Origin of the sequence: Streptomyces sp. R35 (assembly GCF_041053035.1) — a bacterium.
Classification (GTDB): Bacteria; Actinomycetota; Actinomycetes; order Streptomycetales; family Streptomycetaceae; genus Streptomyces; species Streptomyces lutosisoli.
In genome coordinates this window covers 4,006,785-4,018,961 of record NZ_CP163440.1, presented here as the reverse complement: position 1 = coordinate 4,018,961, position 12,177 = coordinate 4,006,785, and the positions used below count along the sequence as shown (strand labels likewise).

Sequence of the window (12,177 nt, the reverse complement as noted above, 5' to 3'; positions counted from 1 at the left end):
GTTCTCGTTCGTTCCCTGTGCGCGTTCTGTGTGCGCCCGGGCAACTCTCCAGTGGTATCAGGTCGGTTACTTGTACTGGGCAGCGGGCGGGTTCTCCGACGGGGAGTCGGGCCCGAGGGTCGGAGCGAGCCACTTGTCGTACGACGTCCGCCAGCCGCTCTTGCGGTAGTCGGCGAGGACCTGGTTGACCCGGCGTACCAGATCGTTGGAGCCCAGCTTCATCGCCACGCCGTAGTACTCGGTGGTGAAGGTCTTGCCCTTGAGGGCGACCGTGGGGTCCTGTGCGGCTTGGCTCGCGGCGAGCGCGCCGTCGGTCACCACCGCGTCGACCTCGCCGAGCTGGAGGCGCACCAGGCAGTCGAGCTGGTTGGGCACCGTGGTGGAGATGTCGGCGGAGGAGACGAGCTTGCCCGCCTTCTTGTCGGCGTCCAGCTTGTCGTACGCGGTGGAGCCCGCCGCCGAGCAAATCTTCTTCTTCGCCAGCGACTTGTTGTACCCCGTGATGCCGGACGTCGTCGGGGCGAGGACCTGCTGGCCGGTCACGAAGTAGGGGGCGGAGAACGCGACCAGGTCCAGACGTTCGCAGGTGATCGTCATGGTGCGGACCACCATGTCGACCTGGCCGCTCTGGATCGCCGGGATGCGCTGGCTGGTGGGGATGGCGTGGAACCGGACGAGGTCCGGATTGCCGAGGATCTGGCCCGCGATCTCGTGCACGAGATCGATGTCGAACCCCTCCAGATCGCTGCCCTTCTTCGGGTCCTTGGGGTTCGGGTCGCGGTAGCCCCAGCGGTAGCTGTTCTGGTCGACGCCGACCGACAGGTAGCCGCGCTTCTTGATGGCCGTGATCGCGTCGCCGCTCTCGTCACTGGAGGGGGACAGGCTCTGGTTCTGCGGATCGGTGCAGTCTTCGGCCTTGGCCTGGGTGCCCTGGGCCACACCCTGCCCGCCGATGCCGGTGCTGCCGTCCCCGTGCGCGCTGCTCAGCGGCAGCAGCAGCGCGAAGACCACGGTGAGGGCGCAGGCGACGGCCATCGCACCCACACCGCCCCAGCCCCTCAGGCTCGCCCTCAGACGTCGTGCTGTCATCGCCGCTCCCCCTCTCACCGGTACTCCGAAAGCCTGCGCCCGATGCCGAGGAGCGCGCCCGCCGCCGCGAGCACCGCGAGGATCGCCGCGCCGACCGGGAGGCCGGTCATCGCGTCCAGGCCGTCGCCCGCCGCCTGCTTGAACTCGGTCTCCTCGCGCGTCAGCGCGATCGCCAGGTTCTTGTCCACGCCGTCGAAGCATTCGCCGGTCGGCGGGTGCTTGGGGTCACCGCCGATGACGCGGTTCAGTGCGTCCTGGTACTCGCCGTTCTCGTTGGCCTTGGCGGCGGCCTTGTGCCGCGACTTCCAGACCTTCATGTTGGCGGTCGCGGCCTTGACCGGCTGCGCGCCCGCCTGGTCGTCGGAGAGGTCCGCCGCCGCGGCCAGGTTCTTGGTGAGGCTCTTCATGTCCTCACCGAAGTCGTAGTCGTACTGGTCCACGGTCGTCTTGTCGGCCAGTGTCTTGGTCTGGGCGCCGCGGCTGACCAGCGTCAGGTTCTCGTTGCCCCGCGCCTTGAGGGAGGCGATCCGGGCGTCGTGCAGCACGTTCAGCGAGCGGACGCCGTGGTCGTACGACTCGTTGAGCCCGGCCCGCGCGACACTGTGCCCGACGACGAGCCACAGCAGGACGACGGCGGAGGCGGCGGAGGCCGCCAGCAGGCCCTGGTTCAACACCCGGTTCGTACGCCGGTAGTTGCGCCGCTGGGCCCAGACGAGGCCGCCGATCGCGAGCACGCCGAGGCCGATCGCGGCCCACGGGTAGGGCTTCGCGTCGGCGTAGTCGGCGTTCAGCCGCTGGTTCTCCCGCTGGTAGAGGTCCTGGGCCTTCGGGAGCATCTCCTGCTGCATCTTCTCGTTCGCGTACCGCAGATACGCGCCGCCCAGCGGGAAGCCCTGCCGGTTATTGGCGCGGGCCCGCTCGATCAGGCCCTTGTACTCGGGCAGCAGCTTGTTCAGCTCGGTGATGGTCTTCGCCGAGGGGGAGCCCGGGTCCGAGCTGTTGGCGGCGGTGATCAGCTTCGCGGCCGCCGTCTTGATGTCCAGCTCGTACCGGTCGCGGGAGGCCTTCGTCTCCTGGCCGCCCGCGAGGAAGCCGCTGGACGCCGCGGTGTTCGCGTCCGCGAGGGAGCGGTAGATGTCCGCCGCGCTCGCGCTCAGCGGCTGGCTGCTGTGCAGCACGTCGTCCGCGGCGGTCGAACGCTCCGTCATCTGCCAGGCGGTGACCGTGCCGAACGCGACGACCAGGAGAGCCAGGACGGCGCCGATGATGCGCAGGCGGCCCGGTTCCGTCGTCGCGGCGGTGCGCAGGCGGTCGACGCCCTCCGCCCACGCCGTACGGCGTGCGGGGGTCGCGTCGGGGGGCGGGGTGGCGCCCTGCGGCGCTGTCGGCCCCGACTGCGGTGGCACGGCCGGCATCGTGGGCGCGCCGGCCTGTCCCGGTGGCGCCGCACTGCCCTTCGGCGGGTATGTCACTTGACCTCCCCCATGGTCATCCGTAGCTCCCCTCCGCCCCGTGCGCGGGCACACGGACAGCGGACAGGGGCGTACGGCCGCAAGTATCGCCGCCGGGACTGACATCCGCACAGGCCTTGACTGGATCTTGTTCGGATCGCAGCGCACTTGTCGAATTCCGGCGCAGCGCAAGCCTCCCGCACCACCCCCCTTCCCATGAATACGCCGTTCGGATCTGTTCGGTTCCCGCCCGTCGCCGCCGCGTTCACAGCAGGCCGGTCAGCCTCCGCAGACTGCGCTCCCCCTCGCGCCGCACACCCAGCGGCACCAGCGCGGCACGCCCCGGCACCCGCACCCCTCCGGTGAACGCCACCCGCGTTCCGTCGCCGTCCGGCGCCGCCGCGACCCCGATCAGCAGGAACCGGCTCTGCAGCCAGCACCAGCCGGGCCGCTGTTCGCCGCGCAGCCGGGCCCGCATCCCGTACTTGCTGCGGACCAGCGCCTCCACGCGCACACCGTCCAGCCGTACGACCCGCAGCCCCCGCATGTCGGGTGTGATCCGCCCGAACGCCCCTTCCAGATCGGCCAGCAGGGCCCATACGCGGTCGTACGGTGCGGCCACGAAGCCCTCGGTGACGTGCGCGCCCCGAACGCCGGCGGCGAGCACGCGCAGCCGCCGCACCGGGTCGAGGCCGGCGACGGGCCACTCGCTGGTCGTGTCGGGTCCGGTCATGAGGTCCACGCCTTCCGGAAGGTGTCGCGTGCCCGGTGCAGCCGGGACTTGACGGTGCCGACGCGGAGGCCGAGCAGCTCGGCCGCGGCCCGCTCGTCCAGGCCCTCCACATCGCGCAGCACGAGCACGGCCCGGTGCTCGGGGGACAGGCGGTCCAGTACGTCCCTGATGTCGGCGGCGAGCTGGGGGTCGCCGCGCGAGGGCACGGTGCTCAGATCCGCGGGCATCGCGCGGGCGGCGCGCCGGGCCAGGCGGACCGCCTCGCGCACCGCTATGGCACGGACCCAGCCGCGCAGCGCGGCCGGGTCCTTCAGCGAGCGCAGCGAGCGGAACACCGCGACCAGCGCCTCCTGCGCGGCGTCCGGCCCCTGCTCCAGGGCGATGGGACCGCAGATACGGCCTACGTAGGGAGCAAGTTCGTCCAGCAGCTCGGCCATGGCGAGGGTGTCGCCGCGCTGCGCGGCGCGCACCCGGCGGACCGTTTCCTCATCGGACACGTACGGCATCTTCCCAACGGGCGGTGCCCGCCCGGGCAGCGGTGCCCTGGTGGCGGGCGACCCTGAGCGCGGCCGTGCACAGCACCGCGCACAGCGGGGTGTAGAGCCCGAGGTTGAGCCAGTAGAAGGCGGTTCCGGTGTCCTGTGCGAAGAGCCAGTAGACGCCCGCCAGCGTGCGCAGGGACAGCCCGGCTGCCACCGCGAGGGTGCCGAGGCGGAGCAGACGGTGGGGGCGCCGGGACTGGGCGACGACGATGCCGCTCGCCGTCAGCAGGAGTGCGGCGAGGGGCAGGACGACGGGTGGGGTGAACGGGGCCTCGGTGCCCAGGACCGCGTACGACAGGCTCTTCTCGTCGGCGGCGGGCCAGGTGGAACCGGTCGCCCAGTAGAGGTGGAACAGGGCGTCCGCGGTGAGCACCGAGGCGAGGAGTACGGCGGCTCGTGTGGCCGTGCGGTCGGACATGAGGCCTCCTGCGGTAGGAATCGACACCCACCAGAGGAGGCTTCCGCGCCATTCGTTCCCACGGATGTGCGGGAATTTCCGGCGCGGACATCCCGGCCGCCCGATCCTCGGACGTCCTGCCCGCTCAGACTTCGTTCGCCGCTCGGGCTCCCTCGTAGAACGCCCGCACGCGCGCGTGCACCTCGTCCGGGGCCCGTACGTGGTCCAGGCCCAGCAGGGCGGCGCCCAGGACGGGGCTGGTCGTGACGATTTGAGGGACCGCCTTGGGGGCGCGGTCGGCGAGGAGTTCGTGGATGCGGTCGTCGAGTTGGGGGTGGCGGGCGGCGAGGATGCTGCCGCCGAGGAGGACCGGGGTCTCCTCGTCCAGGAGGTCCAGGCGGGTCAGGGCGACCGCGGCCATGGCGACCACCTCGTCCGCGAGCCGGTCGACGATCGCGCGGGCCACCGGATCGCCGTCCACGGCCGTGGCGAACAGGACGGGTGTCAGCTCGTGACGCCGGGCGTTGCCGATGTGTTCGAGGTGCAGCGCCTCGATCAGCGCGTACATGGAGCCCAGGCCGAAGTGCGCGGGCAGCGTGCGCGCCAGCGCCGTGGGACCGCCCCGGCCGTCCTCCGCCCGTGCCGCGTGCCACAGGGCCTCCTCCGCCAGGCCCCAACCGCCGCCCCAGTCGCCGGAGATACGGCCGATCGCCGGGAAGCGGGCGGTGCGGCCGTCGGGGCGCATGCCGACGCAGTTGATGCCGGCGCCGCACACCACGGCGACGCCGCGCGGCTCTGCGATCCCGGCGCGCAGGATCGCGAACGTGTCGTTGCGCACCTCCACACTCGCCCCCCACGCGCGCGCGTGCAGCGCGGCCGCCAACTGCTCCTCCTCGACCGGGAGGTCGGCGTTGGCGAGGCAGGCCGAGACATGGGCCACGGAGGAGACGCCCGCCTCGGCGAAGGCCCGCCGTACGGCGTCGGCGACCGCGTCCACGGCCGTCTCGACGCCCACGGCGGGCGGCCGGAAGCCTCCGCCGCGCGCCGTGCCGACCACCCGCCCGTCCGCCGCCACGACGGCGACGTCGGTCTTGCTGTTGCCCGCGTCGATGGCGAGGACACTTGCGGTCAGGCCCACGCGAGGTGCTCCCGGTTGTGCGCGATCAGCTGGTCGGTGAGGGCGTCGGCGTACTCGTACTGGCCGACCAAGGGGTGGGAGAGGAGGGCGCGGAAGACCCGGTCACGGCCACCGCGCAAGGCGGCCTCCAGGGCGAGGTCCTCGTACGCCGTCACGTTCGCCATCAGGCCCGCGTACAGCGGGTCCACGGCGGGGACGGGCAGTGGGCTGGGCCCGTTGGAGCCGATCGCCGCCTGCACCTCGATCACGGCGTCGTCCGGGAGGAAGGGCAGCGTGCCCTTGTTGTAGGTGTTGACCACCTGGTAGGGGCTTCCTCCTCCGCCCAGCAGCGACGCCGCCAGGTCCACCGCGGCCTCCGAGTAGTACGCGCCGCCGCGCTGGGCGAGCAGCTCCGGCTTCTCGTCGAGCGCCGGGTCGCTGTACATCGTCAGCAACCGGCGTTCCATCTCCGCGACTTCGGCGGCCCTCGACGGCTTCGTACGCAGCTCTCGTACGACCTCGTCGTGGGCGTAGTAGTAGCGCAGGTAGTAGGACGGGACCACGCCGAGGCGGTCGACGATCGTGCGGGGCAGGCGGAGGTCGTCGGCGACGGCGTCGCCGTGCTCGGCGAGCAGCTTGGGGAGGACGTTCTCGCCCTCGGGACCGCCCAGACGCACACCGGTTTCCCAGGTGAGGTGGTTGAGGCCCACATGGTCCAGGTGAACATCCGCGGGCGAGACGCCCAGCAGTCCGGCGAACTTCCGCTGGAAGCCGATCGCCACGTTGCACAGTCCGACCGTCTTGTGGCCCGCCTGGAGCAGGGCGCGCGTCACGATCCCGACCGGGTTGGTGAAGTCGATGATCCAGGCGTTCGGATTTGTGCGGCGGACGCGCTCAGCGATGTCCAACACCACCGGCACCGTACGCAGCGCCTTGGCCAGGCCGCCCGCGCCCGTCGTCTCCTGTCCGACGCAGCCGCACTCCAGCGGCCACGTCTCGTCCTGTTCACGGGCCGCCTGGCCGCCGACGCGGAGCTGGAGCAGCACGGCGTCGGCGCCCTCCACACCCGCGTCCAGGTCGGAGGTCGTGACGATCCGGCCGGGGTGCCCCTGCCGCGCGAAGATCCGCCGGGCCAGGCCGCCCACCAGTTCAAGGCGTTCGGCGGCCGGGTCGACGAGCACCAGCTCCTCGACCGGCAGGGTGTCCCTCAACCGGGCGAAGCCGTCGATGAGTTCGGGGGTGTAGGTCGACCCTCCGCCGACCACGGTGAGTTTCATGGACGTCAACCCTTCACTCCGGTGAGCGTGACACCCTCGACGAACGCCTTCTGCGCGAAGAAGAACACGAGGATCACGGGGGCCATGACCAGCACGGTCGCGGCCATGGTGAGATTCCAGTCGGTGTGGTGCGCGCCCTTGAACGACTCCAGGCCGTAGGAGAGGGTCCAGGCGCCGGGGTTCTCCGACGCGTAGATCTGCGGGCCGAAGTAGTCGTTCCAGGCGTAGAAGAACTGGAAGAGCGCGACGGCGGCGATGCCCGGCCTGGCCATCGGCAGGACGACCTTCAGCAGCGTCCGCAGGTCCCCGCAGCCGTCGACCTTCGCCGCGTCGAGGTACTCGTTCGGGATGGTCATCAGGAACTGACGGAGCAGGAAGATGGTGAACGCGTCGCCGAACGCCATCGGGATGATCAGCGGCCACAGCGTGCCGGACAGGTCCAGCTGCTTCGCCCAGAACAGGTACATCGGGATGACCACGACCTGGGGCGGCAGCATCATCATCGAGATGACCAGCATCAGCGACAGATTCCGGCCCCGGAAGCGGAACTTGGCGAGCGCGTAGGCGACCGGGATCGACGACACGACCGACAGGACGGTGCCGGCACCGGCGTACAGCAGGGTGTTCTTCCACCAGGTCAGAAAGCCGGGGGTGTCGAAGACCTTCTTGTAGTTGCCCCACTCCCAGGTGTGCGGGATCAGATCGCGGCTGAGCGCCTGGCTGTCGCTCATCAGCGAGGTCAGGAACACGAACACGAAGGGGAGGACGAAGAAGAGGGCGGCCGCCACGCCCAGCGCGTGGACCGCGACCCATTCCAGGAGGGCCTTGCGGCGGGCGGTGCGCTCGGCGGGCGAGGCGGTGACCGCCAACTCCGCGGGTTTGTCCAGTACTTGAGTCATACGTCAGTCACCTGCCTGGATGAGACCGCCCCGGCGCCGCATCAGGAACGCGGTGAACACCATGGACAGGGCGAAGAGGACGAGTGCCACCACGCAGGCCGAGCCGTAGTCGAAGCGCTGGAAGCCCAGGTTGTAGACGAGCTGGGGGAGGGTCAGGGTCGACTTGTCCGGGTAGCCGGGCTCGAACTGCGTACCGGCACCCTGGATGACACCCGAGGCGACCTTTCCGGCGATCAGCGGCTGTGTGTAGGACTGCATGGCCGCGATCACGCCCGTGACCACCGCGAACATCACGATCGGCGAGATGTTCGGCAGCGTCACGAACCGGAACCGCTGCCACGCCGAGGCGCCGTCCAGCTCGGCCGCCTCGTACTGCTCCTTCGGTACGTCGAGCAGCGCGGCCATGAAGATGACCATCAGGTCGCCGATGCCCCACAGGGCCAGCAGGGTCAGGGCCGGCTTCGACCAGGCGGGGTCGTTGAACCAGCCGGGGGCCGGGATGCCGACCTTGTCCAGGATCGAATTGACCGGTCCTGTACCGGGGTTGAGGAGGAAGGCGAAGGCCATCGTGGCCGCGACCGGCGGGGCGAGGTAGGGGAGATAGAAGAGGGTGCGGAAGACGCCCGTACCCGTCTTGATCTTCGTGATCAGCAGCCCTACGCCGAGCCCGAAGACGACCCTGAGGCTGACCATGACGACGACCAGCCAGAGCGTGTTTCTCAACGCGGGCCAGAACAGCGGGTAGTTCTCGAAGACGTACGTCCAGTTCTTCGTCCCGCTCCACGTCGGCGGTTTGAATCCGTCGTAGTGCATGAAGGAGAAATAGACGGTCGAGAGCAGCGGGTAGGCGAAGAAGACCCCGAAACCGATCAGCCAGGGCGACATGAAGGCGAGCGTTCGCAGCGCGGAACGACGGCGCTTCGAAGCGAGGGTTACCGTACTCATCCTCGTACTACTTCGCCTGCGCGATGTCCGTGTCGATCTGCTTGGCGGTGCTTTCCAGACCCGCCTTCAGATCCTTTGTCTTGCCGCTCTCGTAGTCGTATCCGAACTGCTGGATCGTCACGAGGTAGGTGCCGCCGTTGATGGAGGCCGGAGTCGTCGTCGAGTTCGGGTTCGACGCGATGTCCAGGAACGTCTTGAAGCGCGGGTCGTACTTCAGCTTCGGCGACTTGAGCGCCGCCAGCGTGGAGGGGACATTGTGGATGTCATTGGCGAAGCCGACCACCGCGTCCGTGTTCGTGGTCATGTATTTGACCAGTTCCCAGGCCGCGTTCTGCTTCGTGCTGGTGGCCGCGATGCCCGCGATGGTGCCGGTGATGTAGCCCTTGCCGTACTGGTCGGCCTGGTCGTCGGGCACGGGCAGCGGGGCGACGCCGATCTCGAAGTCCGGCTTGGCCTCCTCGGCCATGCCGAGCCGCCACTCGCCGTCCAGCTGCATGGCGACCTGACCGGTGTGGAACGGGTGCTTGGCGCCCCATTCGTCACCGAGCTTGGAGCGGTAGTTCTCCAGCTTCTTGTAGCCGCCGAGTTCGTCGACGAGCTTCTTCTGGAGGGTGAAACCGGCGGTGAAAGCGGGGTCCTTGGCGATGTTCGACTTGCCGCTGCTGTCGAAGTACGTCGGCGAGAACTGACCGAAGTAGTGCTCGGTCGTGGACTCCCAGCCGTGGTAGTCCGGCATGAAGCCGAGCTGCGAGTAGGAGTCGCCCTTGGTGACGGTCAACTTCTTGGCGTCGGCCTCGAATTCGGACCAGGTCTTCGGGGGGCTGGTGATCCCGGCCTTCTTGAACGCGGTCTTGTTGTAGTAGAGCCCGTACGCGTCACCGAGCAGCGGAACCGAACAGCGGTTGCCGTCGAACTGGGTGTACTCGTTCATCGCCTTCGGGAATGTGGTCTCCGGGTCGATTTTCGCCTTCTTGAAGAAGGGGTTGAGATCGACGAGGGCGCCGGAGGAGCAGAACTTGCCCACATTGTTGGTGGTGAACGAGGAGATCACATCGGGCGCCTTGTCGCCGCCGGAGCGCAACGCCTGGTTGATCTTGTCGTCGGTCATGTTGGCGACGATGTTGACGTGGATGTTGGGGTGCGCCTTCTCGAACCCCGCGACCAGGGACTTCACGGCCTTGACCTCGCTGGGCGCGCTCCACGCGTGCCAGAAGTTGATCGTCTGTTCCTTGGACGCGTCGTCGCTCGCGCCCGAGGACGACTGGCCGGTACAGGCGGTGGCGAGGAGGGCTATCGAGGCGGAAGCGGCGAGCGCGACGACCGCTTTCCGGGACATTCCGGGCATGACGGGGTCTCCCTAGGGCAGCGCAGGGCAGGGCGGGGACGGTGAAGGAAGTGAGCGTGCGGGGAAGGGGCTAGCGGGAGGTGTCGAAGACCTCGTCGCGGGTGGCTGCCAGGGCGCTTTCCAACGCGCCGCGCAGCACGGGGTGTTCGTGTACGTCGCCGACGACGAGACGCGGCCGGGACGCGGCCAGCTCCTCCAACTCGGCCTGGACCAGAGCGCGCAGCGGTTCGCCGCCCGCGGTGAGCGAGGCTCCGCTGAGCACGACCAGCTCGGGGTCGAGCACGGAGACCAGTGAGGCGAGACCGGTGGCGAGCCCGGTCGCGTACGTCTCCAGGAGCCGCCGGTGCGGCCCCTCGTCGATGGCGGCGGCCTGCGCGACGAGGGCGGCGGCGGCCTCGGCGTACGGACCTGTGGGTACGTCCTTGATGCCGAGCTCGCGCGCCAGCTTGGGGAGGGCCTGCGAACCGGCCAGCTCCTGGTAGCCACCGCTGTTGGCCTTGGTCACCTGGCGTACCAGGGGCGCGCCCGGCACCGGCAGGAAGCCGACCTCGCCCGCGCCGCCGGTCCAGCCGCGGTGCAGCCGTCCGCCGAGGACGAGCGCGGCGCCGAGACCGCCCTCGTTCCACAGCAGCACGAAGTCCTCGTGTCCCTGGGCGGCGCCGAGGCGCTGCTCGGCTATGGCGACGAGGTTGACGTCGTTCTCGTACTCGACGGGCATCGGCAGCGCGGCCGCGAGCTCGTCGAGGAGGGTGGGGGAGTGCCAGCCGGGCAGGTGCGAGGCGTAGCGCAGCCGTCCGGTGTTCGGGTCGAAGGCGCCGGGGGTGCCGATGACGAGGCGGCGGACGTCGTCGCGGGCGAGCCCGGCCGCCTTCACGGCGCCGTCGAGGGCGTCGGTGACCTGGCGTACGACGGGCTGGGCGGGGCGGCGGCCGGGGGTGGGCAGCTCGTACTCGCCGACCGTGCGGCCGGTGATGTCGGCGACGGCGGCGAGGATGCGCTCGGGGGTGACGTCCAGGCCGGCCGCGTAGGCGGCGCCCGGATTGACCACGTACAGCTGGGCGTTGGGGCCCGGGCGGCCCTCGCTGGTGCCGGTGGCGAGCACGAGGCCGGCCGCCTCCAGACGGGCGAGGAGCTGTGAGGCGGTGGGCTTGGACAGCCCGGTGAGCTTCCCGATCCGGGTCCGTGTGAGCGGTCCGTGCGCGAGAAGCAGGTCGAGGGCGGCGCGGTCGTTCATGGCGCGCAGGACGCGAGGAGTGCCCGGCGTACCGGCGGATCCTGCCATGTGTCGACACCTGCCTTTCTCAGCTGCCCAGCTTCCCAGTGATCGGGTAGGGAAGTCCATGCGGGTCCGTGAGGGCGTGCCGCAAGATCACTGTTAGGAAAGTTTCCTGTTCGATGGAAGGAAAGTAGGCCGGAGGTCGCGGGGGCGTCAAGAGAAACCGCCCCCGCGGCAACAGACTCGTTACCTGCGAGGGCGGTGCGTCGGTGCGGGACGGCGCGGCCGGGTGCCGCGCGTCCGGGCTGCTTTCCGGGCTACTTCACGTCGACGAAGTCACCGGCGGCCGTCTTGGCCCCGGTCGTGGTCGTCCCGGCGAACTTGTAGCGGTAGTAGCCGTCGGCCGAGGCCTTGACCGTGGTCTTGAGGGCGCCGGCGGTGCCGGACGTCACCGTCTTGACCGTGGTGTAGGTGTCCGAGCCCTTGGCCCGGAACTGGAGGGCGACCGACTGGCTCGTGTACCCGGAGTACTTGCTGGTCTCCCAGTTGGCGCGGGTCAGGGTGCCGGTCACGGTGAGGGTCTTGCCCTTCGTCACCGGCTCTGGGGTGGCGTTGGCGGTGAGCTTGGCCGCGCGCTTGATCTGGGCCGTGCCGAGGCCGCCCCACATGTCGTAGCCGTAGTCGAGGCTGATGTGGCCGTCGGAGTCGTCGTTGTCCTGCTCGATGTGCCCGTAGTAGCCGGCGGCCTTCCAGGTCGTGGCGTCCGCGGCCTCGTACAGGTAGTCGTACGGGTCGAGGGCGATCGTCTCGGTGCACGACTCGGTCACCGTGGTGTCGGTCGTGGCGGTGGTGGTGCAGGTGGGAGCGTCGTCGTTCCCGATCTCGTTGTCGGGCTCCGAGAGTGAGCCCCGGTAGAGCGAGATGCCCGCGGCGGTCGTCTTGTAGTCGATGACGAGGTCGGCGGGGCGGGTCAGCGTGTACGTGACCGGAATCTTCACCGTGCTGGTGGTGCCGACGACGATCGCCTTCCCGCCGTTGACCACCACGCCGGAGAAGGTCAGGTCCGGCGTGGCGGCCGACGCGGTCGGCACAGCCAGGGCGGACAGAGCCAGGGCACCGGAAACGGCGGCGCCTATGGCGAACTTGCGCATGGATTCCCCACATTC

Annotated in this window: 12 protein-coding genes; all 12 read right to left on the bottom strand. The window is 69.8% G+C overall.

Annotated elements, in window-relative coordinates:
* Positions 1–66 precede the first annotated feature (66 nt).
* The gene (locus tag AB5J50_RS18410; protein ID WP_369259392.1) at positions 67–1,089 is read right to left on the bottom strand and encodes a glutamate ABC transporter substrate-binding protein; all 1,023 of its coding nucleotides are present in this window, start codon (positions 1,087–1,089) and stop codon (positions 67–69) included.
* Positions 1,090–1,103: 14 nt separating this feature from the next.
* The gene (locus tag AB5J50_RS18405) at positions 1,104–2,561 is read right to left on the bottom strand and encodes a hypothetical protein (protein ID WP_369259390.1); all 1,458 of its coding nucleotides are present in this window, start codon (positions 2,559–2,561) and stop codon (positions 1,104–1,106) included.
* A gap of 244 nt (positions 2,562–2,805) precedes the next feature.
* Positions 2,806–3,273: a hypothetical protein gene (locus AB5J50_RS18400; RefSeq protein ID WP_369259388.1), complete on the bottom strand. Its 468-nt coding sequence runs from the start codon at positions 3,271–3,273 to the stop codon at positions 2,806–2,808.
* Positions 3,270–3,779, bottom strand: coding sequence for an RNA polymerase sigma factor (locus AB5J50_RS18395; RefSeq protein ID WP_369259386.1), 510 nt, complete (start codon positions 3,777–3,779; stop codon positions 3,270–3,272). The genes AB5J50_RS18400 and AB5J50_RS18395 overlap by 4 nt, the downstream gene beginning before the upstream one ends.
* The gene (locus AB5J50_RS18390) at positions 3,760–4,233 is read right to left on the bottom strand and encodes a DUF3995 domain-containing protein (RefSeq protein WP_369259384.1); all 474 of its coding nucleotides are present in this window, start codon (positions 4,231–4,233) and stop codon (positions 3,760–3,762) included. The genes AB5J50_RS18395 and AB5J50_RS18390 overlap by 20 nt, the downstream gene beginning before the upstream one ends.
* A gap of 124 nt (positions 4,234–4,357) precedes the next feature.
* Positions 4,358–5,350, bottom strand: coding sequence for an N-acetylglucosamine kinase (locus AB5J50_RS18385; RefSeq protein WP_369259382.1), 993 nt, complete (start codon positions 5,348–5,350; stop codon positions 4,358–4,360).
* Positions 5,341–6,606, bottom strand: a complete 1,266-nt coding sequence (locus AB5J50_RS18380) for a 6-phospho-beta-glucosidase (RefSeq protein WP_369259380.1) — start codon at positions 6,604–6,606, stop codon at positions 5,341–5,343. Before AB5J50_RS18380 ends, AB5J50_RS18385 begins: the two co-directional genes overlap by 10 nt.
* Before the next feature lie 5 nt (positions 6,607–6,611).
* Positions 6,612–7,505, bottom strand: coding sequence for a carbohydrate ABC transporter permease (locus tag AB5J50_RS18375; RefSeq protein WP_327428796.1), 894 nt, complete (start codon positions 7,503–7,505; stop codon positions 6,612–6,614).
* Between the two features lie 3 nt (positions 7,506–7,508).
* Positions 7,509–8,450: a carbohydrate ABC transporter permease gene (locus AB5J50_RS18370; RefSeq protein WP_369259378.1), complete on the bottom strand. Its 942-nt coding sequence runs from the start codon at positions 8,448–8,450 to the stop codon at positions 7,509–7,511.
* A 7-nt stretch (positions 8,451–8,457) separates the two neighbouring features.
* Positions 8,458–9,795: an ABC transporter substrate-binding protein gene (locus AB5J50_RS18365; RefSeq protein WP_369259376.1), complete on the bottom strand. Its 1,338-nt coding sequence runs from the start codon at positions 9,793–9,795 to the stop codon at positions 8,458–8,460.
* Positions 9,796–9,865: 70 nt separating this feature from the next.
* A complete protein-coding gene (locus AB5J50_RS18360) occupies positions 9,866–11,077 on the bottom strand; it encodes an ROK family protein (RefSeq protein ID WP_369259374.1) in 1,212 nt (403 codons plus the stop codon).
* Between the two features lie 251 nt (positions 11,078–11,328).
* Entirely contained in the window at positions 11,329–12,162 is an 834-nt protein-coding gene (locus tag AB5J50_RS18355) for a hypothetical protein (RefSeq protein WP_369259372.1), read from the bottom strand.
* Between the last annotated feature and the right edge of the window lie 15 nt (positions 12,163–12,177).

Bases quoted from the DNA above. Each gene is read 5' to 3' on its own strand.
- AB5J50_RS18410 (WP_369259392.1), bottom strand. From the start codon at position 1,089: ATGACAGCACGACGTCTGAGGGCGAGCCTGAGGGGCTGGGGCGGTGTG.
- AB5J50_RS18400 (WP_369259388.1), bottom strand. From the start codon at position 3,273: ATGACCGGACCCGACACGACCAGCGAGTGGCCCGTCGCCGGCCTCGAC.
- AB5J50_RS18395 (WP_369259386.1), bottom strand. From the start codon at position 3,779: ATGCCGTACGTGTCCGATGAGGAAACGGTCCGCCGGGTGCGCGCCGCG.
- AB5J50_RS18390 (WP_369259384.1), bottom strand. From the start codon at position 4,233: ATGTCCGACCGCACGGCCACACGAGCCGCCGTACTCCTCGCCTCGGTG.
- AB5J50_RS18380 (WP_369259380.1), bottom strand. From the start codon at position 6,606: ATGAAACTCACCGTGGTCGGCGGAGGGTCGACCTACACCCCCGAACTC.
- AB5J50_RS18375 (WP_327428796.1), bottom strand. From the start codon at position 7,505: ATGACTCAAGTACTGGACAAACCCGCGGAGTTGGCGGTCACCGCCTCG.
- AB5J50_RS18370 (WP_369259378.1), bottom strand. From the start codon at position 8,450: ATGAGTACGGTAACCCTCGCTTCGAAGCGCCGTCGTTCCGCGCTGCGA.
- AB5J50_RS18365 (WP_369259376.1), bottom strand. From the start codon at position 9,795: ATGCCCGGAATGTCCCGGAAAGCGGTCGTCGCGCTCGCCGCTTCCGCC.
- AB5J50_RS18360 (WP_369259374.1), bottom strand. From the start codon at position 11,077: ATGGCAGGATCCGCCGGTACGCCGGGCACTCCTCGCGTCCTGCGCGCC.
- AB5J50_RS18355 (WP_369259372.1), bottom strand. From the start codon at position 12,162: ATGCGCAAGTTCGCCATAGGCGCCGCCGTTTCCGGTGCCCTGGCTCTG.